Source organism: Streptomyces nodosus, assembly GCF_008704995.1.
GTDB classification, from domain to species: domain Bacteria; phylum Actinomycetota; class Actinomycetes; order Streptomycetales; family Streptomycetaceae; genus Streptomyces; species Streptomyces nodosus.
The window spans coordinates 5,125,911-5,147,415 of the sequence record NZ_CP023747.1 but is presented as its reverse complement, the minus strand read 5'-3'; the positions used below and the strand labels follow the sequence as shown (position 1 = coordinate 5,147,415).

General features: G+C 70.4%; 22 protein-coding genes. 9 read left to right on the top strand and 13 right to left on the bottom strand.

All coding sequences use genetic code 11. The features are described 5' to 3' along the window. The first annotated feature begins 210 nt into the window (after positions 1–210). The 3 genes from pta to pyk all read left to right on the top strand — a co-directional run bounded on the left by pta (position 211) and on the right by pyk (position 5,035). The gene (gene pta, locus CP978_RS23330) at positions 211–2,301 is read left to right on the top strand and encodes a phosphate acetyltransferase (RefSeq protein ID WP_043443993.1); all 2,091 of its coding nucleotides are present in this window, start codon (positions 211–213) and stop codon (positions 2,299–2,301) included. Next, complete coding sequence (locus tag CP978_RS23325) at positions 2,298–3,506, top strand: acetate kinase (RefSeq protein ID WP_043443991.1); 1,209 nt, start codon at positions 2,298–2,300, stop codon at positions 3,504–3,506. The genes pta and CP978_RS23325 overlap by 4 nt, the downstream gene beginning before the upstream one ends. Before the next feature lie 98 nt (positions 3,507–3,604). After that, complete coding sequence (pyk, locus tag CP978_RS23320; RefSeq protein WP_043443989.1) at positions 3,605–5,035, top strand: pyruvate kinase; 1,431 nt, start codon at positions 3,605–3,607, stop codon at positions 5,033–5,035. A gap of 138 nt (positions 5,036–5,173) precedes the next feature. Here pyk and CP978_RS23315 read toward each other — a convergent pair whose 3' ends face one another. The 4 genes from CP978_RS23315 to CP978_RS23300 all read right to left on the bottom strand — a co-directional run bounded on the left by CP978_RS23315 (position 5,174) and on the right by CP978_RS23300 (position 9,634). After that, complete coding sequence (locus tag CP978_RS23315; RefSeq protein ID WP_043443987.1) at positions 5,174–6,628, bottom strand: hypothetical protein; 1,455 nt, start codon at positions 6,626–6,628, stop codon at positions 5,174–5,176. Next, positions 6,618–7,199: a DUF6114 domain-containing protein gene (locus tag CP978_RS23310; protein ID WP_043443985.1), complete on the bottom strand. Its 582-nt coding sequence runs from the start codon at positions 7,197–7,199 to the stop codon at positions 6,618–6,620. Before CP978_RS23310 ends, CP978_RS23315 begins: the two co-directional genes overlap by 11 nt. A gap of 176 nt (positions 7,200–7,375) precedes the next feature. Further along, positions 7,376–8,038 carry a DUF6230 family protein gene (locus tag CP978_RS23305; protein WP_043443983.1) on the bottom strand — a complete coding sequence of 221 codons (663 nt, stop codon included), beginning with the start codon at positions 8,036–8,038 and terminating at the stop codon, positions 7,376–7,378. A 621-nt stretch (positions 8,039–8,659) separates the two neighbouring features. After that, positions 8,660–9,634 (bottom strand): tetratricopeptide repeat protein, encoded by a 975-nt coding sequence (locus CP978_RS23300; RefSeq protein WP_043443981.1) that lies wholly within the window; start codon positions 9,632–9,634, stop codon positions 8,660–8,662. A 282-nt stretch (positions 9,635–9,916) separates the two neighbouring features. Between CP978_RS23300 and CP978_RS23295 the strand changes: the two genes are divergently transcribed. Continuing rightward, on the top strand, positions 9,917–10,564 hold the full coding sequence (locus CP978_RS23295) for a TetR/AcrR family transcriptional regulator (protein WP_043443980.1): 648 nt from the start codon (positions 9,917–9,919) through the stop codon (positions 10,562–10,564). Here the strand turns inward: CP978_RS23295 and icmA are convergent. The 3 genes from icmA to CP978_RS23280 form a co-directional block, all read right to left on the bottom strand. Beyond that, entirely contained in the window at positions 10,540–12,276 is a 1,737-nt protein-coding gene (gene icmA / locus CP978_RS23290; protein ID WP_043443978.1) for a coenzyme B12-dependent isobutyryl-CoA mutase large subunit, read from the bottom strand. The genes CP978_RS23295 and icmA overlap by 25 nt on opposite strands. 122 nt (positions 12,277–12,398) lie before the next feature. After that, on the bottom strand, positions 12,399–12,734 hold the full coding sequence (locus CP978_RS23285; protein ID WP_043443976.1) for a DUF3817 domain-containing protein: 336 nt from the start codon (positions 12,732–12,734) through the stop codon (positions 12,399–12,401). A gap of 86 nt (positions 12,735–12,820) precedes the next feature. Next, positions 12,821–13,330: a MarR family winged helix-turn-helix transcriptional regulator gene (locus tag CP978_RS23280; RefSeq protein WP_043443973.1), complete on the bottom strand. Its 510-nt coding sequence runs from the start codon at positions 13,328–13,330 to the stop codon at positions 12,821–12,823. 125 nt (positions 13,331–13,455) lie between these two features. Between CP978_RS23280 and CP978_RS23275 the strand changes: the two genes are divergently transcribed. After that, positions 13,456–13,887 carry an SRPBCC family protein gene (locus tag CP978_RS23275; RefSeq protein ID WP_043443971.1) on the top strand — a complete coding sequence of 144 codons (432 nt, stop codon included), beginning with the start codon at positions 13,456–13,458 and terminating at the stop codon, positions 13,885–13,887. Here the strand turns inward: CP978_RS23275 and CP978_RS23270 are convergent. From CP978_RS23270 to CP978_RS23255, 4 genes are all read right to left on the bottom strand, one after another. Then, positions 13,859–14,524 (bottom strand): TetR/AcrR family transcriptional regulator, encoded by a 666-nt coding sequence (locus tag CP978_RS23270; RefSeq protein ID WP_052454249.1) that lies wholly within the window; start codon positions 14,522–14,524, stop codon positions 13,859–13,861. The genes CP978_RS23275 and CP978_RS23270 overlap by 29 nt on opposite strands. A gap of 58 nt (positions 14,525–14,582) precedes the next feature. Beyond that, the gene (locus tag CP978_RS23265; RefSeq protein WP_043443969.1) at positions 14,583–15,335 is read right to left on the bottom strand and encodes a hypothetical protein; all 753 of its coding nucleotides are present in this window, start codon (positions 15,333–15,335) and stop codon (positions 14,583–14,585) included. 213 nt (positions 15,336–15,548) lie between these two features. After that, entirely contained in the window at positions 15,549–15,845 is a 297-nt protein-coding gene (locus CP978_RS23260; protein WP_043443967.1) for an MTH1187 family thiamine-binding protein, read from the bottom strand. Next, on the bottom strand, positions 15,842–16,186 hold the full coding sequence (locus tag CP978_RS23255; protein WP_043443965.1) for a DUF3817 domain-containing protein: 345 nt from the start codon (positions 16,184–16,186) through the stop codon (positions 15,842–15,844). Before CP978_RS23255 ends, CP978_RS23260 begins: the two co-directional genes overlap by 4 nt. Before the next feature lie 230 nt (positions 16,187–16,416). Between CP978_RS23255 and CP978_RS23250 the strand changes: the two genes are divergently transcribed. The 4 genes from CP978_RS23250 to CP978_RS23235 all read left to right on the top strand — a co-directional run bounded on the left by CP978_RS23250 (position 16,417) and on the right by CP978_RS23235 (position 19,067). Next, positions 16,417–17,049, top strand: a complete 633-nt coding sequence (locus tag CP978_RS23250; RefSeq protein ID WP_043443964.1) for an AIM24 family protein — start codon at positions 16,417–16,419, stop codon at positions 17,047–17,049. 1 nt (position 17,050) lies between these two features. After that, complete coding sequence (locus tag CP978_RS23245; protein ID WP_043443962.1) at positions 17,051–17,701, top strand: AIM24 family protein; 651 nt, start codon at positions 17,051–17,053, stop codon at positions 17,699–17,701. A gap of 44 nt (positions 17,702–17,745) precedes the next feature. After that, positions 17,746–18,498 (top strand): AIM24 family protein, encoded by a 753-nt coding sequence (locus CP978_RS23240; protein ID WP_052454614.1) that lies wholly within the window; start codon positions 17,746–17,748, stop codon positions 18,496–18,498. A 92-nt stretch (positions 18,499–18,590) separates the two neighbouring features. Then, the gene (locus tag CP978_RS23235; protein ID WP_043443958.1) at positions 18,591–19,067 is read left to right on the top strand and encodes a MarR family winged helix-turn-helix transcriptional regulator; all 477 of its coding nucleotides are present in this window, start codon (positions 18,591–18,593) and stop codon (positions 19,065–19,067) included. Positions 19,068–19,229: 162 nt separating this feature from the next. On the opposite strand, the gene meaB is transcribed toward CP978_RS23235, so the two are convergent. Further along, complete coding sequence (gene meaB / locus CP978_RS23230; protein WP_043443956.1) at positions 19,230–20,186, bottom strand: methylmalonyl Co-A mutase-associated GTPase MeaB; 957 nt, start codon at positions 20,184–20,186, stop codon at positions 19,230–19,232. Between the two features lie 40 nt (positions 20,187–20,226). Continuing rightward, on the bottom strand, positions 20,227–21,429 hold the full coding sequence (locus CP978_RS23225; RefSeq protein ID WP_043443954.1) for an acetyl-CoA C-acetyltransferase: 1,203 nt from the start codon (positions 21,427–21,429) through the stop codon (positions 20,227–20,229). Positions 21,430–21,505 lie beyond the last annotated feature (76 nt).

Sequence of the window (21,505 nt, the reverse complement as noted above, 5' to 3'; positions counted from 1 at the left end):
GGTTCCGGCCGCCCGCACGGGCGACATTTCGCGGTCGTGGAACCCCTCATCAAGGCATTCGACATCACCACGAGAACACCCGGAACCGATCATGATGCCCCTGTCGCTCCTTGACGCAGAAGGCGGCGGGGCGCCGGTCGTTCCGAGGGCCGCCCGAGCCTCCTCCTGCCCGCCACTTCCACCACTCGAGAGACGAAACGGAGAACACGCGTGACGCGCAGCGTGTATGTGACCGGGATCGACCGCGGCGACGGCCGCCAGGTCGTCGAGCTGGGAGTCATGGAACTCCTGACCCGGCAGGTCGACCGGGTGGGCGTCTTCCGCCCGCTCGTCCATGACGGCCCCGACCGTCTCTTCGAGCTGCTGCGCGCCCGCTACCGGCTGTCCCAGGACCCGGCGACCGTGAACGGCCTGCACTACGAGGAGGCGTCCGCGCTCCAGGCCGAGCGGGGCACCGACGAACTGGTGTCGGCCCTCGTCGACCGGTTCCACACGGTGGCCCGTGACTACGAGGTCGTCCTCGTCCTCGGCTCCGACTTCGCCGACACCCAGGTCCCGGACGAGTTGTCCCTCAACGCGCGGCTCGCCAACGAGTTCGGGGCCTCCGTGATCCCGGTCGTCGGCGGGCGCCGGCAGAGCGCCGAGTCGGTGCGTGCCGAGGCGCGCAACGCCTTCCGCGCCTACGACGGACTGGGCTGCGACGTGCTCGCCATGGTCGTCAACCGGGTGGCCGGGGAGGACCGGGACGGGATAGCCGAGCGGCTCGGCTCCCGGCTGCCCGTGCCGTGCTACGTCCTTCCCGACGACTCCGCGCTGTCGGCCCCGACGGTCGCCCAGATCGCCCAGGTCCTCGGTGCCCGGGTCGTTCTCGGCGACGACTCGGGGCTGGCGCGTGACGCCCTCGACTTCGTCTTCGGCGGCGCGATGCTGCCGAACCTCCTCAAGGCCCTGACCCCGGGGTGCGTCGTGGTGACGCCGGGCGACCGCGCCGATCTGGTGGTCGGCTCGCTGGCCGCGCACAGCGCCGGGAACCCGCCGATCGCCGGCGTGCTGCTCACCCTGAACGAGGTGCCCGGCGACGAGATCCTCACCCTCGCCGACCGCCTCGCCCCGGGCACCCCGGTGCTCGCGGTGACCGGCAACAGCTTCACCACCGCCTCCCGGCTCTTCACCCTGGAGGGCAAGCTCAACGCGTCCACCCCGCGCAAGGCGGAGCGGGCGCTCGGGCTCTTCGAGCGGTATGTCGACACCGCCGAGCTGCTCAAGCGGGTGTCCGCGCCGAGCAGTGACCGGCTCACCCCGATGATGTTCGAGCACCAGCTGCTGGAGCAGGCCCGCACCGACCGCCGCCGGGTGGTGCTCCCGGAGGGCACCGAGGAGCGGGTGCTGCACGCCGCCGAGGTGCTGCTGCGCCGGGACGTCTGCGATCTGACCCTGCTCGGGCCCGTGGACCAGATCCGCAAGAAGGCCGCCGACCTCGGCATCGACCTCGGCGGCTCGGAGCTGATCGACCCGGCCGGCTCCGAACTGCGTGAAGCCTTCGCCGAGAAGTACGCCAAGCTGCGCGCCCACCGGGGCGTCACGGTCGAGGTGGCGTACGACGTGGTCGCCGATGTGAACTACTTCGGCACCCTCATGGTGGAGGAGGGGCTCGCCGACGGCATGGTGTCCGGGTCCGTGCACTCCACGGCCGCCACCATCCGGCCCGCCTTCGAGATCATCAAGACCCGGCCCGACGCGAAGATCGTCAGCTCGGTCTTCTTCATGTGCCTCGCCGACAAGGTGCTGGTCTACGGCGACTGCGCGGTGAACCCCGCCCCGGACGCCGAGCAGCTCGCCGACATCGCCCTCCAGTCGGCCACCACCGCACGGCAGTTCGGGGTGGAGCCGAGGGTGGCGATGCTGTCGTACTCCACCGGCACCTCCGGCTCGGGCGCCGATGTGGACAAGGTGCGCGAGGCCACCGAGCTGGTGCGGCTGCGCGCACCCGAGCTCAAGATCGAGGGCCCGATCCCGTACGACGCCGCCGTCGAGCCCACCGTCGCGGCGACCAAGCTGCCGGGCTCGGAGGTCGCCGGGCAGGCGTCCGTGCTGATCTTCCCGGACCTGAACACCGGCAACAACACCTACAAGGCCGTGCAGCGCTCGGCCGGTGCGATCGCCGTCGGCCCGGTGCTGCAGGGCCTGCGCAAGCCCGTCAACGACCTGTCCCGGGGCGCTCTGGTCCAGGACATCGTCAACACGGTGGCCATCACCGCGATCCAGGCCCAGAGCCCCCACGAGAAGGCGCCCGCCCAGTGACCAAGACCCGAGTCCTCGTCCTCAACTCCGGCTCCTCGTCGGTGAAGTACCAGCTGCTGGACATGCGGGACAGCAGCCGGCTGGCGGTGGGCCTCGTCGAGCGCATCGGCGAGCACACCTCCCGGCTCAGCCACACGGCGTTCACCGCCCGGCAGACCCGTGAGCAGACCGGGCCGATCGCCGACCACGAGGCCGCCCTCAAGGCCGTCGCCGAGGAACTCGCCCGGGACGGGCTGGGCCTGGACTCCCCGGAACTGGCCGCCATCGGGCACCGTGTGGTGCACGGCGGCCGTACCTTCACCGAGCCCACCGTGATCGACGACGCCGTGCTCGACGAGATCGAGCGGCTGATCCCGGTCGCGCCGCTGCACAACCCGGCCAACCTCACCGGCATCCGCACCGCCATGGCGCTGCGCCCGGACCTGCCGCAGGTCGCGGTCTTCGACACCGCCTTCCACACCACCATGCCGGAGTCCGCGGCACGCTACGCCATCGATGTACGCACGGCGGACCGCCACCGCATCCGGCGCTACGGGTTCCACGGGACCTCGCACGCGTACGTCTCCCGGGCCACCGCGAAGCTGCTGGGCAAGGCCCCGGAGGACGTCAATGTGATCGTGCTGCACCTCGGCAACGGCGCCTCCGCGTCGGCGGTCCGAAAGGGCCGGTGCGTGGAGACCTCCATGGGGCTCACGCCCCTGGAGGGACTGGTGATGGGGACGCGTTCCGGTGATCTCGACCCCGCCGTCATCTTCCATTTGGCGCGTGTCGGCGGAATGTCCGTCGACGAGACCGACACTCTCCTCAACAAGGAGAGCGGATTGGTCGGACTGTGCGGCGACAACGACATGCGGGAAATCCGGCGCCGGGTCGACGAGGGCGACGAGGAGGCACGGCTCGCCTTCGACATCTACGTCCACCGGCTGAAGAAGTACATCGGCGCCTACAACGCCGTGCTGGGCCGGGTGGACGCGATCGCCTTCACGGCCGGGGTGGGCGAGAACTCGGCCCCGGTGCGCGAGGCAGCCGTGGCGGGTCTGGAGGAACTGGGCCTGGCGGTGGACGGCGACCTGAACGCCGTCCGCAGCGGCGAACCGCGGCTGATCTCGCCCCCGGGGACCCGGGTGGCGGTCGCCGTGGTGCCCACCGACGAGGAATTGGAGATCGCCACACAGACCTATGCACTGGTCGCAGGGACCGGCTGAACCCATTCGATCGGTTCTCGCCTGAGCGCACACCCGCGCATTTGTATCTTCCGCCCGACGGAATATTCCGCAGCGAAACAAACCGATAGGATCGCCCCATGCGCCGTTCGAAAATCGTCTGTACTCTCGGCCCCGCGGTCGACTCCCACGAGATGCTCGTCGCGCTGATCGAAGCCGGCATGAATGTGGCCCGCTTCAACTTCAGCCACGGCACGCACGAAGAGCACCAGGGGCGGTACGACCGCGTCCGGGCCGCCTCCGCCGAGACCGGCAAGGCCATCGGCGTCCTCGCGGACCTCCAGGGCCCGAAGATCCGTCTGGAGACCTTCGCGGAGGGTCCGGTCGAGCTGGTGCGCGGTGACGAGTTCACCATCACCGTCGAGGACGTGCCGGGCGACAAGCACATCTGCGGGACGACCTACAAGGGCCTGCCCGGCGATGTCTCCAAGGGCGACCAGATCCTGATCAACGACGGCAACGTCGAGCTGAAGGTTCTGGACGTCGAGGGCCCCCGGGTCCGGACGATCGTCATCGAGGGCGGCGTCATCTCCGACCACAAGGGCATCAATCTGCCCGGCGCGGCGGTGAATGTCCCGGCGCTGTCCGAGAAGGACGTCGAGGACCTGCGGTTCGCGCTGCGCATGGGCTGCGACATGGTCGCGCTCTCCTTCGTGCGGGACGCCGACGACGTCAAGGACGTGCACCGCGTCATGGACGAGGAGGGCCGTCGCGTCCCGGTCATCGCCAAGGTGGAGAAGCCGCAGGCGGTGGCGAACATGGAGGACGTCGTGATGGCGTTCGACAGCGTGATGGTCGCCCGCGGCGACCTGGCCGTCGAGTACCCGCTCGAAAAGGTCCCGATGGTGCAGAAGCGGCTGATCGAGCTGTGCCGCCGCAACGCCAAGCCGGTGATCGTGGCGACCCAGATGATGGAGTCGATGATCACCAACTCCCGTCCCACCCGCGCCGAGGCCTCCGACGTGGCCAACGCCATCCTGGACGGTGCGGACGCGGTGATGCTGTCGGCCGAGTCGAGCGTCGGCGCCTATCCGATCGAGACGGTCAAGACGATGTCGAAGATCGTGGTCGCGGCCGAGGAGGAGCTGCTCGCCAAGGGGCTCCAGCCGCTGGTCCCGGGCAAGAAGCCGCGCACCCAGGGCGGTTCGGTGGCCCGCGCCGCCTGTGAGATCGCGGACTTCCTGGGCGGCAAGGGCCTGGTGGCCTTCACCAAGTCCGGTGACACCGCCCGCCGGCTGTCCCGCTACCGGGCCTGCCAGCCGATCCTGGCGTTCACCACGGACGAGTCCACCCGCAATCAGCTGACCCTGAGCTGGGGCGTGGAGTCGCATGTGGTGCCGTTCGTGAACAGCACCGACGAGATGGTCGAGCTGGTGGACCAGGAGCTGGTGAAGCTCAAGCGGTTCAACGACGGCGACATCGTGATCATCACGGCCGGCTCCCCGCCCGGGGTCCCCGGCACCACCAACATGGTCCGCGTGCACCACCTCGGCGAGGACCACCACGGCTGATCCCTCCGCCCGGCACCCGGCGACGGCGCCCCACCGGCCGGGCACGGACTCCGTTCAGGGCACCGGCCCCGTTCCCTCGGTCGAGGGGACGGGGCCGGTGCCTTTTCTCGCGGCTCCCGAACGGGCCTCGGGCGGTGCTCAGTTCCCCCCGGTGACGTACTGGTGCATGCCGGGCACATGCAGGGTCCCGCCGAACTGTCCGGCCTGAACGACCTTCACATGGGTGAAGTAGATCACCGGAATGTCCAGTGGCGGAGGCTTGTCCGGGGTGAAGGTGACCGGTATCAGTCCGAGCAGATTGCCGGAGATGCTCTCCGTGTACATCACCGTCCTGCCGTCACGGATGGTGGACACCGAGCCCTTGGCCGCCTGCACATGATAGGTCTCGCCCCGCTGACCGGCGACGATCTGGTGCAGATCGCCGATGTCGGTGCCGTCGGAGATCACATACTTCAGCACCCGCTTGACGGTGCCGTCGGCGGTGCGCACCTTGACGATGCCCTCGTACCTGGCGCCCTTGAGCAGCAGCGAGCTGGCCTCCAGGTGCCACGGCTCGTCGGGCAGGGCCACGATGTCCTCGACGCCGCCCTCCGCGTCGGTGGCCCTGGGGCAGTCCTCGGCGAGCGCGTCCTCGTCGGCGGACGGACTCGGGTCGTCCGACGGCTCGGCCTCCGCCGTGGCGTCCGGGGTCCCAGTGGCCTCGGAGGCCGCCCCGGCCGCCTGGTCCGCGGCGCCCCGCGCCGTGTCCCCCGCGGTGTCGGCGGCCTTCCCGGCGGCGCCGCTGACCTTCCCCGCGGTGTCGGTCACGGCGGAAGAGGCGTCTTTCGCCGTGTCCTTCACGGTCTCCCCGGCCGGCTTGGAGGCCGTCTCCTTCGCGGTCTCCTGGGCCGGCGGCTTCGCCGTCTCCTGCTCCGCGGCCGGCGGTGCCGCCGGTTCCGGGGCCTTCTGGGACGCCCCGCCGGGCGTGAGGACGTTCTTGAGCGCGTCGCCGATGCCCCCCAGCAGCCCGCCGCCGCCCGTGGGCGCCGAGGTGCTCGGAGCGGGCGCCTCCGCGCCCTTGCCGGGCGTGTCCGCCGAGGGCGCGGAGGGGGGCGCGGGCGGCGTGGGCGCGGCCTTGTCGTCGGAACCTGAATCCGACGAAGAGGACGAGTCCGACGCATTGCCCGACGTCCGGTCCGGTGCCTTGCCCGGGGCCTTGTCCGGAACCTTTTCCGGGGCCTTGTCGGCGCCCGCCGGAGACGCCGTATCCACCTGCTCCTGGTCGTCGGCGGTCGGGGAGGCGGTGGCCGAGGCGGACGGCGACGGTGAGGACGACGCCTCCGCCGAGTCCTCGGAGTCCTCCAGGGCCTCCACGCACTTCTGGTACTCGTCGACCGTCAGGCTCGTGGCCGAGGCATGGTCGTCGGCCCGGGCCAGCCCGTTGAGACCCAGCCCGATGAAGACCGCGGTGGGCATCGCCGCCAGGGCCATGGCCTTGCCGGCCGGCATATGGAACCTGGTGAACAGCGGCTTCCTGGGGGCCGCATGGCGCGGCCCGGTTCTCCCACGGGACGCGTCCGCGTCCGCCCCATGGGTCACCTCGTCAGCCGGCACTGTGCCTCCCGTTCGCCCCGTCGGCGGGGTTGGTCTCGGACAGTTCATTCGGCTCGCCCGTCCCGCCGGCCGCTTCCGTCACGGCTTCCGGCGCGGCCTCCGTCGCCGCTCTCGCCTCCGCGCTCCGGAGCGTTCTGCCGTCCTGCCCGGCGTCCCCGCGCTCCTGCGTCCCGGGCGGCACACCCGGGGCCCAGGAGACGGCCATCGCCCCGCCGATCAGCGCCAGCAGAAAGCCGATGAGGAAGCCGCCGAAGTTGGAGACCGGAAGGGACACCAGCGCCAGCAGGATCGCGGCGACACCCGCGAAGATCTGGATGTGCTTCTGGAACCACAGGCTGATGCCGAGCACGATGAGCAGCACCCCGATGATCAGGGACCCGGCGCCCGCGGTGGTGGACATCGCCAGCGTCAGATGGCCGAACTGGAGGTGCGCGTACGGGAAGTACATGATCGGAAAGCCACCGAGGAGGACGTACAGCCCGGCCCAGAACGGGCGGGTGCCCCGCCAGGCGCGGAACTGCGACCTCCGGCGAACGATCTGGCCGGATATGGCAGAGGTCTCGGCGCTCATGGAAAACAGCTCCCTGGTGCGGCGTTGCTGTGCTGATGGTGGTGCGTTGAGAGAGGGCGAGCCCTGGGGAGAGGGGGCGGGCGGGGACGCCTGGGCGCCCCCGCCCGTCACCGAGTGCCCGGTGGCGCGGCAGGCAACGTCGGCCCGCGACGGGGCGAACGTTGCCTGTCGGAGCGCTAGTAGCACTCGTGGTCGGGACCAGAACCCACCGACAGCCCCATGTGCAGACCGGGGAGCCGGAAGGTTCCCGCGGTGGTCGCCCACGCCGTCTGCTTCACGTCGGTCAGCTTCGCCTCCGTGGCGCGCTGGGCGAACCCGTTGCGGTTGGCCTGCTCCTCGCCACCCTTCATACCGGGGCTGGTGCCGTTCCCGGCGAGGTCCCCGGCGGCAACACCGATCTCCATGTTCTTGAACGTGGCATCGGCGCCGAGGTCCTCGACGTCGATGTACAGGTTCTCGGCGTAGACCTGCTTCTCCTCCTTGCTGCTGTCACCCGCCGTGAGCTTCAGGGTGACGGACCCGAGCACCGGGATGTTCGGGGTGACGACCGACTGACACATCCTCTGGATATGGGCGCTGGAGAACGCCGAGACCGCCACGGGGTGGGCCGTGCTGCCACCGCTGAGGGTGGTGCCGGCGTCGATGGCCCCGTACTGCGAGAAGCCGTTGCCGTTGAGCTCCTTCGCCGTCACCTTGAACGACTGCCCCGACACACTGAACGACGCGGCGAGCGCGCCCTGTGCCAGGGCGACACCTATTACCGCCGTGGCGGCCACGCTGGGCACCATGACCACAGCGAACCGCTTCCATCTGGTCCCGCCACGCACCTGGGACTCCATCTTTCCTCCTTCTCGGACGTACATCTCCTGCCCCCGGCTCACTGCCGGTGGGCGGCTCGGCCGGGGCAGGGATGGGAGAAGTGCTACGTCCTCGGGAAGAAGAGCGCCTGCGCTCGAAGGCGCCAACCGCGCCCGAATCACCGGCGATCACCCCCGAGCGACAACCACTGGTCGCGCCTGACACGCATCACGCACAACCTGCCGGACAGGCTCCGCCGCAGCGAAGACCCCCCTGTCCAGGAGCCGGCATCACCGCAGTCGGCTCCTGCCCGGTGGGGTTCCATGAAAATCCGTTGACCGGCTGGCTTGTCGGGTACGGCGATGGACCGGGCGTCGCCGATCGTGGTGCATTCTCGCCGCCCCCGCAAGGGGGTTCGTTACTCACTGGTAACGGCCGGGCAATCGAAGGCCGACACAGCGGCATCGCCCGGCAACTCTTCGTGGCGCAAAGGGGGATGACAAAACAACCGAAGAGGGTACAGAACCATCCGAGCGGACGGCCCCGACCTACTCCGAGTAACAGCGGCCGCGATTGCCAAGATTTGGCAAAGCGCGGCCGCCCGGTGCCCCTGTCGGCTGATCCTTCACTCGGGCATCACATGCCCGCGGCTTGATGGCCCGTCAGAACAGGGCCCGCGCGAGGGCCCTGCGGGCCGCGGTCACGCGGGGATCGTCCGCGCCGACCACCTCGAAGAGCTCCAGCAGCCGCAGCCGTACGGCCTCGCGGTCCTCCCCCGCCGTGCGCTTGACGGTCTCGACGAGCCGCCCGAACGCGTCCTCCACATGTCCGCCCACCAGATCCAGGTCGGCGGCGGCGATCTGAGCCTCCGCATCGCCCGGCTGCTCGGCGGCCTCCTTGCGCACCCGCTGCGGATCCAGGTCCTGCACCCGCTGGAGCAACTCCGCCTGGGAGAGCCCCAGTCGGGCCTCCGTGTTGCCCGGGTCGTCGCTCAGCACATTCTTGTACGCCTGGACGGCGCCGCCCAGATCGCCCGCGTCCAGCGCCTGCACGGCGGCCTCGAGCAGCGCGTCATGGGGGCCGACGGGAACCTGGGGTGCGGCCTCGGCGTCGTCCGCCCGGGCGTCCGGGTCAACGGTCAGACCGGTCAGCCCGAAGCGCTGCTCGGCGACCTGGACCAACTGGTCGAGGGTGGCGCGGATCTGCTGCTCGGGGGCGGCCCCCTGGAAGAGGGGCAGTGCCTGCCCGGCGACGACGGCGAAGACGGCCGGGATCCCCTGGATGCCGAACTGCTGCATCAGCATCTGGTTGGCGTCGACGTCGATCTTGGCGAGCACGAACTGGCCGTTGTACTCGACGGCCAGCCGCTCCAGGACCGGGCTCAGCTGCTTGCACGGCTGACACCACTCGGCCCAGAAGTCGATGACGACCGGCACCTCGGTGGATCGCTGGAGGACGTCGCGCTCGAACCCCGCCTCGTCGACGTCGATGACGAGGGCGGCCGGGGTGACCGCTCCTCCCCCACCCTGCCGGGCCGCTTCGGCGCGCGCCTGCTCCGCCTTCGCCTTGGCCTCCTGGGCGGCCTTCACCGCGGCGAGGTCGACGACTCCGCTCATGGACATGTTCCGTGGCTGCATGAGTACATCCTCCCCCTTCCGCGCACCGCTGTGAAAAACGCTGTGAAATCCGGCCCGGGCCGGTGAATCTCTGCGCCGGGTCCCCACCCGGCGCCGGTGGTTGTCGCTCACGCACACGGCACACCGGAGGGGCCGCGCACGATTTCGCTACGGCTCGTAGCGTAACTTCCTCCGGGACCCCCTCGTACCCCCTCTTTCGTGATCTCCCTCACTCCTTCACAGCGCCGCCCCTTCCCGGCGCGACCCGGTCCGGCGCCGGAGGAGACGGATAGGGTCACCGGCATGCAGAACAGCTCCCGTACGGGGCGCCCCCGCAGCGCCGCCGCGGACGCCGCGATCCTGGAGGCGACGCGGGAGGCCCTGGTCGAACTCGGCTGGTCGAAGCTCACCCTGCAGGATGTGGCGACGCGGGCCGGGGTCGCCAAGACCACCCTCTACCGCCGCTGGGCGGGCAAGAACGAGCTGGTGGTGGACGCGGTGGCGGCCCTCTTCGACGAACTGGAGCTGCCCGACCGCGGCAGCCTGGCCGCGGACATCGAGGGCGTGGTGCTCCAGTTCGCGGCGATCCTGGACCGCCCGGAGGCCAAGAGCGGCCTGATGGCCGTCATGACCGAGTCCACCCGGGACGACGCGCTGCGCGAACGCATCCGCACCTCGATCGTGGCCCGCCAGAAGCGTCTGGTGCTGGCGGGCCGGGCACGGGCGACGGCCCGCGGCGAGCTGCCTCCCGCGGCCGACGCCGGGGAGGCGGCCCGCACCGTCGATCTGATCTTCGACATGGTGGCGGGTGCCGTGCTCCACCGCACCCTGGTCAGCGCCCGCCCGGCGGACGAGGAGTGGGTCCGCGGCTTCACCCGGGTGCTGCTGGGGGGCCTGACGGCACCGGCCACCCGGCCGTGGCCGTCTCAGAAGCCCGGCGGCTCCGTGTAGATCCCCCACTCGTCCCGCAGCGCCCCGCAGATCTCGCCGAGCGTCGCCTCCGCGCGCACCGCGTCCAGCATGGGGCCGATCATGTCGGTGCCGTCGCGTGCCGCCGCCAGCATGCCGTCGAGCGCCGTACGCACCGCGGTCTCGTCCCGCGCCGCCCGGCGCGCCGCGAGCACCCGCACCTGCTCCCGCTCCACCTCGTGGCCGACCCGCAGGATCTCCAGGTCCCCGGTGACCGATCCGGTGTGGACATTGACGCCCACCACGTGCTTGTCGCCCTTCTCCAGGGCCTGCTGATAGCGGAAGGCGGACTCCGCGATCTCGCCCGTGAACCAGCCGTCCTCGATCCCCCGCAGAATGCCGGAGGTCATCGGGCCGATCGGGTGCCGACCGTCCGGATGCGCCCGCAGTCCCCGCTCCTTGATCTGCTCGAAGATCTTCTCCGCGTCCGCCTCGATCCGGTCCGTCAGCTGCTCGACGTACCACGAACCGCCCAGCGGGTCCGCGACATGGGCGACCCCGGTCTCCTCCATCAGCACCTGCTGGGTGCGCAGCGCGATCTCCGCCGCCTGTTCGCTCGGCAGCGCCAGCGTCTCGTCCAGTGCGTTGGTGTGCAGCGAGTTGGTCCCGCCCAGCACCGCCGCCAGCGCCTCCACCGCCGTACGCACCACGTTGTTGTACGGCTGCTGGGCGGTCAGCGAGACCCCGGCGGTCTGGGTGTGGAAGCGCAGCCACTGCGCCTTGTCGCTCCGCGCGCCGTACACCTCGCGCATCCAGCGCGCCCAGATGCGGCGCGCGGCCCGGAACTTGGCGATCTCCTCGAAGAAGTCGACATGCGCGTCGAAGAAGAAGGACAGCCCCGGGGCGAAGACATCCACGTCGAGCCCGCGGCTGAGCCCCAGCTCCACATATCCGAAGCCGTCCGCCAGGGTGTACGCCAGCTCCTGTGCGGCCGTCGCGCCCGCCTCACGGATGTGGTAGCCGGAGACGGACAGCGGCTTGTAGGCGGGGATGCCGGCCGTGCAGTGCTCCATCAGGTCGCCGATCAGACGCAGATGCGGCTCGGGCCGGAAGAGCCACTCCTTCTGGGCGATGTACTCCTTGAAGATGTCGGTCTGGAGCGTGCCGTTGAGCACGGCCGGGTCGACGCCCTGCCGCTCGGCGGCGACCAGATACATGCAGAAGACGGGGACGGCCGGACCGCTGATCGTCATCGAGGTCGTAACCTCACCCAGCTGGATGTCCTGGAACAGGACCTCCATGTCGGCCGCCGAGTCGATCGCCACCCCGCAGTGCCCGACCTCGCCCAGGGAGCGCGGATCGTCGGAGTCGCGGCCCATCAGCGTCGGCATGTCGAAGGCGACGCTCAGGCCTCCGCCGCCGGCCTCCAGGATCGCCTTGAAGCGCTCATTGGTCTGCTCGGCGTTCCCGAACCCGGCGAACTGGCGGACGGTCCAGCTCCGGCCCCGGTAGCCGGTCGGATACAGACCGCGGGTGAAGGGGTACTCGCCCGGCCAGCCGATCCGCTCGAAGCCCTCGTAGCTGTCGGTGGGCCGGGGCCCGTACACGGGCTCCACGGGGTCGCCGGAGAGCGTGGTGCGCGTCCAGCTCCTCGGGGGTTTCGCCTCGGAGCCCCCGGCCGCCTCACGCGTGCGTGCGGCGTCATAACGGGCCTGCCAGCGTCGGCGGCCCTCCGCGATGGCGTCAGCGTCCATACCGTCGAATTTACTAGGACGTCCTAGTAAATGTCGACCGCTACAGGGCCGCCCGACTCCGACCGGGTACGAGAAAACCGCCGTACCCCGCTCCCGCGGGCGTACGGCGGTGGCGACCCGCCTCAGGCCTTGGCGACCGCCGGTGTCGCGTCGGCGAGCTTGGTCTCCAGCTCATGGCTGACCTTGCGCTCCACGAAGAAGGCGGCCGTCGGGATCGTCCCCGCCAGCAGCACCCACAGCTGCTTGCCGACCGGCCACTTCGCCTTGGAGCCGAGGTCGAAGGCGAAGACCAGATAGACGACGTACAGCCAGCCGTGCGCGATGCCCACGACCCGGGTGAAGTCCGCGGCGCCGTTGATGTCCAGCAACTTGGCGATCACACCGAGGGTCAGCAGGACCAGCAGCACGCCGGTGACATAGGCCATGACGCGGTAGCGGGTCAGCACGCTTCGTTTCATGGGGACGAGCGTAACCGCAGGTTCCGGGCGATCTTCGGGCACCCCCGGCGGCGGACCGGCGCGTACGGGGCGCATACGGCGCGTGTCTACGCGGACTCGAAGTCCCCGGCGGCGACCCGCAGCGGGCGCAGCATCGCGAAGATCTCGGCGCACTCCTCGGCGTCATAGGCACCGAGCCCGAACTCCATCGCCATCAGGTCGCGGGTGGCCTCGTCACAGACCTCGCGGCCCTTGTCGGTGATGGAGGCGAGGGTGCCGCGGCCGTCGTCGGGGTTGGGCCGCTTGGCGACCAGACCGGACCTCACCAGGCGGTCGACCGTGTTGGTCACCGAGGTCGGGTGCACCATCAGACGCTCCCCGATCTTGGACATGGGTAGTTCGCCGGCCTTGGAGAAGGTGAGCAGCACCAGCGCCTCGTACCGCGCGAAGGTCAGTCCGTACGGTTTGACCACCGCGTCGACCTCGGCGAGCAGGATCTGCTGCGCCCGCATGATCGAGGTGATCGCGGCCATGGAGGGCACATTGCCCCATCGCTGTTTCCAGTGCTCGTCGGCGCGGGCGATGGGGTCGAAGGAGAGGCTGAGCGGCTTCGGCACGGCATCGACCTTACCGGCCGGTCACATGCTGGTCAGCCCCGTCTCGCCTTTCGGGCGGCCGGCCCCCTCGGGCGCACACTGGAAGAGCAAGGCCATACGCCCTGAGCCGAACGTGGAGGTGGACCATGAGCACCCTCGAAGAGCATGTGGACGTAGGAGTTCCGATCGACACGGCCTGGAACAGCCTTCATCGCGTGGAGGGCTATCCACGCTTTGTGGAGGGGGTACGGGAGGCCCGCTCCGAGACGGAGGGCCGGGCACGTCTGGACGTCGAGGCGGGCGGCCGGTCCCGTGAGTTCGAGACCGAGCTCTCCGACCGCGGCGGGGAACGTGTGATGGAGTGGCGGACCACGGGCGGTCCCCCGCTGACGGGCTCCTTCTCCCTCCAGGAGCTCGGCCGCGACCGCACCCGGGTCCAGATACGCCTCGAGTACGACCCCGGCGCCGTCCGGGAGACGTTCGGCGGCCCCAAGGGCTTCGCCCAGGCGAACGCGATCGAACGCATCGTCCGCTCCGATCTGGAGCAGTTCAAGGAGTACGTCGAACACGAGCGGTGACCCCGGTACTGCCGGAGGTCCGCCGGAGGGTGTGGCGGAGGGCGCGCTGGGCCACGGGGCCCAGGGTGTCGAGGGCCGCCACCAGGGACGCCAGTTGTTCCAGGGCGGCCAGGGCGGCGGCCGCGCCCTCCTCGTCCACCCCCTCGTACAGCTCGATCCCCACGAAGGAGGCGGACACCGCGCGGGCGAGCCCCGCGGGATCGGCGAACTCCGCGAGCGGCGTCGAGGCCAGCACCCGCTCCAGCACCCGCTCGATCTCCACGATCCACAGGTCGAGCCCGGCCGCCGTGGCCGAGGCCAGCCGGGGGTGGGCCTGGGCGCCGGCCAGCAGCTGGCCGAGCACGGCCACCTGCCCCGCCGCCTTCTCCTCCTCGTGCATCTCCCGCCCGAACACGAGGAGTTCGCCGAGCGAGTCGATCCGGTCCAGCCGCTCCCGGTACCGGGCCACCCGCTGCTCCGTGCCGTAGCGGCATGCCTCCGCGAGCAACTCCTCCACCGAACCGAAGTGGTAGAAGACCAGCGCCTGGTTGACGCCGGCGCCGGCCGCGACGGTCCGGGCCGAGGTCCCGGCGATGCCCTGCTCGGTGAGCGTCCGCAGCGCGCCCTCCAGCAGCTTCGTCCTGGTCGCCGCACTCATGCGCGCCCTTCCTTCCTCCCGCACCGGCCGGAGCCGGGACACACCCCGCGCACCGGGGTCATGACGGCCGCTCCAGGGTGGCCAGGAGACGGGGCGCGGCCGCCCGTGTGGGCGGGGTGCGCAGACAGCGCCGCGCGGCCGGGGTGCAGGAGCGGGGCGACGAGGACAGGGCCACCGCGACGGCGACGGCCAGCAGGAGCGGGCACAGATACGCCATCGCCGCCGCGAGCGGGCCGAAGAGGTGCGCGAAGGAGTCCAGGGCGAGACCGGTGCCGGCGGCGGCCACGACCAGGGCGCGGACGGCCAGTTCCACCAGCCAGTTCACCAGGGCGCGCTCCGGGGTGATCCCCCGCTCCAGCCACAGCCTCAGCCGGTCGAAGGACCAGGCGGTCGCCCAGCCCGTCAGCGGGCGGAGCAGGACGCGGTCCACGAGCATGCCCGCGCGGCCCCAGCGCGGCCGGTGGTCGTAGCCGGTCAGAAGGCGGATGCCGTCACCGTCGGGCACACACCGCCAGTAGCTGCCGCCCTCGGTGACCGGCGACAGCGGATGCGGGGAGGCGAAGCGCAGTGCGGAGGTGCGCGTCCCGTCCGGTGCCGTCTTCTCCCCCGCCGAGACCCCGGTCCCGGAGACCGTCACAAAGGGCAGGACGCGGGTGGCGTAACGGAAGCGCCGTGGTTCGCCCTCCGGGTGCGGAAGGCAGTCGATCTCGGTGAGGCGCAGGTCCCAGCGCCGGCGCCGCGCGGGGTCCTGGGTGTGTGCCCATATCCGGTCGAGGTCGTCGCGGATATGTGCCTCCACATAGATCCCCATGGCCGAATCCCCCCGACGATGAGCCGGTTTGAGCGATCGCTCAAACCGGTTCTGACACTACAACAGATTTGAGCGACCGCTCAAACCCCTCTCGGCCAGACTCCAGTTGCTCGAACCTCCGGGGCGGGAGAGGGCGCGCCGGCACCCGGACATGGGAGAACCCCGGCGCCCGGGCCGGGGTTCTCAGCTGCCGGAAGAACGGCGAAGGGCGCCTCAGGCGCCGGACAGATAGCGCTCCACCGTCTCCACCTTGGACGTCAGCCCGTCGGACACACCGGGGCGGATGTCCGCCTTGAGGACCACGGAGACCCTCGGGGCGCGCGCCTCGACCGCGGCGACGGCCCGCTTCACGACGTCCATGACCTCGTCCCACTCCCCCTCGATCGAGGTGAACATGGCGTCGGTGCGGTGCGGCAGACCCGACTCCCGTACGACCCGGACGGCGTCGGCGACATACTCCCCCACGTCCTCGCCGACACCCAGGGGCGTCACGGAGAAGGCGACGATCACGCGTTCACGATCCCTTCCTTGCGGGCGCGGGCGGCGATGACCGAGTCCTCGGCCTCCCGGCGCAGCCTGCGCTCGGCGAAGAAACCGCCGGTCGGCAGCACCGACAGGACGAAGTAGAGGGCCGCGGTCCCCAGCGGCCACCTGGCGCGGTTCCAGGCGTCCACCCAGAAGATCACATAGAGGATGAACAGGACGCCGTGGATGGCGCCCATCACGGGCACGGCGTTGAAGTCGGTGGTGCGCTTCAGCACCGAGCAGACGAGCAGCAGCAGGAAGGAGACGGCCTCGGGAGCCGAGACCAGGCGGAGCCTGCGGAGGGCGGTGGCGGTCTTTATGTCCACGGGGTCACCTTCGGTGGGGAGGGTCGTCGACGCTTTGTGAACACATGCACAAGCGCCCGCCCATTGTGACATCCGGGACGTGGCGGACTCTGGACGGGGGTGCGGGTGTCGGCGACGGCCGGTGCGGGCGCCGTCCCGCGCCCGTCCCCTCTGAGGGTTCCGTCAGGGTCGGATCCCCCTCGCGGCTCTGTCCGTGCCGGCCGCCCGGCCGCTACCGTCGCCCCGTGGCGATGTTCCGACTCCAAGAGAGCAAGGTGCTGGCCGTCGACCTGGCCGGGGACGCCGTGAAGGCGAAGAACGGCTCCATGGTCGCCTACGACGGACAGCTCACCTTCAAGAGACTCACCGGCGGCGGTGAGGGGATCCGCGGGATGGTGACCCGGCGGCTCACCGGCGAACAGATGACCGTGATGGAGGTGAAGGGGCACGGGACCTGCTGGTTCGCGGACCGGGCCAGCGAGATCAACCTGGTGGACCTGCGGGGCGACAAGCTGTACGTCGAGTCCAGCAATCTCCTGGCGACGGACGCGAGCCTGCGCACGGGCACCACGTTCACCGGTGTGCGCGGCGCCTCCCAGGGCAACGGCCTGTTCACCACGACCGTGGAGGGCCACGGCCAAGCGGCGATCATGTCGGACGGCCATGCGGTGGTGCTGCGGGTGAGCGCGCAGTACCCGCTGACCGTCGACCCGGGCGCCTACATCGCGCACCAGGGCGATGTACGGCAGTCCTTCCAGGCCGGGGTGACCTTCCGCACCTTCCTCGGCGAGGGCGGCGGCGAGGCCTTCCAGATCCGCTTCGAGGGGGACGGACTGGTGTATGTCCAGCCCAGCGAGCGCAACACGATCGCGGGGAACCTCTGACATGGCCTTCCGCGAAGTGAACTCGAAGATGATCGAGGCGACGGTCGTGCCCGGGACCCGTCTGTTCAGCCAGCGGGGGGCGATGCTCGCCTACCGGGGCGACGTCTCCTTCACCCCCAGCATCCAGGGCGGCCAGGGCGGGGTGATGTCGATGATCGGCCGCCGGGTGGCGAACGAGGCGACGCCGCTGATGACGGTCGAGGGCAGCGGCACGGTGCTGTTCGGGCACGGCGGCCACCATGTCCAGGTGATCGAGCTCGCGGGCGACACCCTGTACGTCGAGGCGGACCGGCTGCTCGCCTTCGAGGGCACCCTCCAGCAGGGCACCATGTTCATGGGCTCGCAGGGCGGCGTCATGGGCCTGGTACGCGGCCAGGTGACGGGCCAGGGCCTGTTCACCACCACGCTCGCGGGGCACGGCGCGGTCGCCGTGATGGCGCACGGCGGGGTCTTCGAGGTGCCGATCACCCCGCAGCGCCCGGTCCATGTGGACCCCCAGGCCTATGTCGCGCACCACGGCGAGGTCCGCAACAAGCTGACCACGGCGATCGGCTGGCGGGAGATGGTGGGCCGGGGCTCCGGCGAGGCGTTCCAGCTGGAGCTGAGCGGCAGCGGTGTGGTCTACGTCCAGGCGTCGGAGGAAAAACTGTGAGCACCCACCCGGGAACGGGAGCCGGTCCCGTGGTCTTCGACCCGATGACACTGCCGGCCGACGACAACGTCAACGAGTACACCTTCTGTGTGGAGCTCAAGGGGAGCCAGTGGTTCCTGCAGAAGGGGAAGATGATCGCCTACTACGGGTCGATCGAGTTCAACGGCATCGGACACGGCCCCCTCGACCATCTCGTCCGCGCGTCCTTCCATTCGCCTTTGCATGCGAGCGACTGGGTGGTGGCGCAGGGCTCGGGCCGGATGCTCCTCGCCGACCGGGCCTTCGATGTGAACTCCTTCGACCTGGAGGACGGCAATCTGACCGTTCGCTCGGGCAATCTGCTTGCTTTTCAGCCAAGTCTCTCGCTGAAGCAGTCGATCATTCCCGGCTTTCTGACGCTGATCGGCACCGGCAAGTTCGTGGCCGCGTCCAACGGCCCGGTGGTCTTCATGGAACCCCCGATCCGGGTGGACCCCCAGGCCCTGGTCGGCTGGGCCGACTGCCCGTCCCCGTGCCATCACTACGACCATGCCTATCTGACCGGCGTATGGGGTGGTCTACGTGGGCTGACGGGCTTCGGCGGGGCCTCCGGGGAGGAGCACCAGTTCGAGTTCGTCGGAGCGGGCACCGTCCTGCTGCAGTCCTCGGAGAAACTGATGGACGAGCTGGACAGGGGGGCGGTCCCGGAGGAACCCGGGGTGCCGGGCGGCGGCGGAACACCCGGCCACCGGGGCGCGTCGGGGGCACCGCACCTTCCCGGACAGCCGGGAGACCTCCAGCGTCGCTTCGGGCTGTGAACGGTAATCTGCGGAGTGTGACGTCGAACGCGTGCGCACTGTCACACCACCCTCACTAGTTCGCCTTTCAACTTTTTAGGTAGACTTGATTCATGGAGACCGAGACGGCAACGCGCTGGCTGACCGAAGCGGAGCAGTGCGCCTGGCGCACCCTTCTGGACGTCAACCGGCTGCTGATGTACCAGCTGGAGAAGGATCTTCAGCCGTTCGGCCTGACGATGAACGACTACGAGATCCTGGTGAACCTCTCGGAGTCCGAGGACGGCCGGATGCGGATGAGCGACCTCGCGGCGGCCACCCTCCAGTCCAAGAGCCGCCTTTCGCACCAGATCACCCGGATGGAGAACGCGAACCTGGTCCGCCGCGAGAACTGCGAGTCCGACCGGCGAGGTCTGTACGCGGTCCTCACCGATCACGGCAGGGAGACGGTGCAGAAGGTCGCTCCCCACCATGTGGGCTCCGTACGGCGGCACTTCATCGATCTGATGTCCCCCGAGGACCTGGAGCAGGTACACCGGTCCCTGCGCCCGATCGCCGAACACCTGAGGTGCCAGCGCGGCAAGCCGTGACGCCGCGCCCCAGCGCATGACCCCGACCCGCCCGGCTGCTCCCCGCGGCCGGGCGGACGCATCCGCGCCACCAGGGGCCCTCGACGGCACGCCCGGCTCGCCCGGGGCAGAGCCCGGCGGCCGGCCGTGTGGCACCGGCCGGGGCCGTGCGTCGCGGCCCCGTCAGCCCTCGGTCAGTCCCGCCACCAGTTCGTCGGCCGCCCGGTAGGGGTCCAGCTCGCCCGCCACGATCCGCTCGGCCAGCGCACCCAGGTAACGGTCGCCGTGCAGATCGCCGATGCGCTCCCGCAGGGCCGTCACCGCGATGGTCTCCACCTCGCGGGCGGCGCGGGCCAGCCGGCGCTCGGCGAGCACCCCCCGCTCCTCCATCCACGCCCGGTGCTTCTCCAGGGCCTCGACGACCTCCTCGACGCCCTCGCCCCGGGAGGCGACCGTCTTCACGATCGGCGGACGCCAGTCACCCGGGGCCCGCGCCTCGCCGAGGCCCAGCATGTGGTTCAGTTCACGGGCGGCGGCGTCCGCGCCGTCCCGGTCGGCCTTGTTGACGACATAGACATCGCCGATCTCCAGGATTCCCGCCTTCGCGGCCTGGATGCCGTCGCCCATCCCCGGGGCCAGCAGCACGACCGAGGTGTCGGCCTGGGAGGCGATCTCGACCTCCGACTGGCCGACGCCGACGGTCTCCACCAGGATCACTTCGCAGCCCGCCGCGTCCAGCACCCGGATCGCCTGCGGGGCGGCCCAGGCGAGGCCGCCCAGATGCCCCCGCGTGGCCATCGACCGGATGTACACGCCGGCGTCGGAGGCGTGCTCCGACATCCGTACGCGATCACCGAGCAGCGCACCGCCCGAGAAGGGCGAGGACGGGTCCACGGCCAGCACCCCGACCCGCTTGCCCTGTTTGCGGTAGGCCGTCACCAGCGCCGATGCGGACGTGGACTTGCCGACGCCCGGCGACCCGGTGAGGCCCACCACATACGCCCCGCCGGACAGCGGCGCCAGGGCCGCCATGACCTCCCTGAGCTGCTCGGACGCCCCCTCGACCAGGGAGATCAGCCGTGCCACGGCCCGCGGCCCGCCCTCCCGGGCCTGGGCCACCAGCGAGGAGACGTCCTGCATCACAGCTCCGTTCGGGTTCGGGAGGCGGGGAGACGGACGCTCAGGCCTTGGGCACCCGCACGATCAGCGCGTCGCCCTGGCCGCCGCCACCGCACAGGGCCGCCGCGCCGACGCCTCCGCCGCGCCGCTTCAGCTCCAGGGCGAGATGGAGGACGAGCCGGGCGCCGGACATCCCGATCGGGTGACCCAAGGCGATCGCACCACCGTTGACGTTCACCTTTTCGGTGGAAACCCCCAGGTCCTTCATTGACTGCACGGCCACCGCCGCGAACGCCTCGTTGATCTCGATCAGATCGAGGTCCGAGACCTCCAGGCCCTCCTTCTTCAGCGCGTGGAGGATCGCGTTCGAGGGCTGCGACTGGAGCGAGTTGTCCGGTCCCGCCACATTCCCGTGGGCGCCGATCTCCGCGATCCACTCCAGGCCGAGCTCCTGGGCCTTGGCCTTGCTCATCACGACCACGGCCGCCGCACCGTCCGAGATCTGCGAGGCGGAACCTGCCGTGATGGTGCCGTCCCTGGTGAAGGCCGGGCGCAGCTTCGCGAGCGACTCCACCGTGGTCTCGCCGCGGATGCCCTCGTCACGGCTGAAGAGAACCGGATCGCCCTTGCGCTGCGGTACCTCCACCGGGGTGATCTCGGCCTCGAAGACGCCGTTCTTCTGGGCCTCGGCGGCGCGCCGGTGGGAGAGCGCCGCGATCTCGTCCTGCTCCGGACGGGTGATGCCGAGGCGCGTGTTGTGCTTCTCGGTCGACTCGCCCATGGCGATGTTCTCGAAGGCGTCGGTCAGGCCGTCGTGGGCCATCGCGTCGACCATCTGGACGGCGCCGTACTTGTAGCCGTCCCGGGACTTCGGCAGCAGATGGGGGGCGTTGGTCATGGACTCCTGGCCGCCGGCGACGATCACATCGAACTCACCCGCACGGATCAACTGGTCGGCCAGCGCGATCGCGTCGAGGCCCGACAGACACACCTTGTTGACCGTCAGGGCCGGGACGTTCATCGGAATGCCCGCCTTGACCGCAGCCTGGCGTGCGGGGATCTGCCCCGCCCCGGCCTGCAGCACCTGACCCATGATCACATACTGCACCTGCTCGCCGCCGATCCCCGCACGGTCGAGGGCGGCCTTGATCGCGAAACCGCCGAGATCGGCCCCGGAGAAGGACTTCAGCGAGCCGAGCAGCCGTCCCATCGGGGTACGGGCTCCGGCGACGATCACGGAGGTGGAGCTGTTCGTTCCAGACATGAGCTGCGATCCCCTTCCGGCCTGGACGGCCGAGGAGTGAACGAGGGTTTACTTCGAATGTACTGACCGGCGGTCC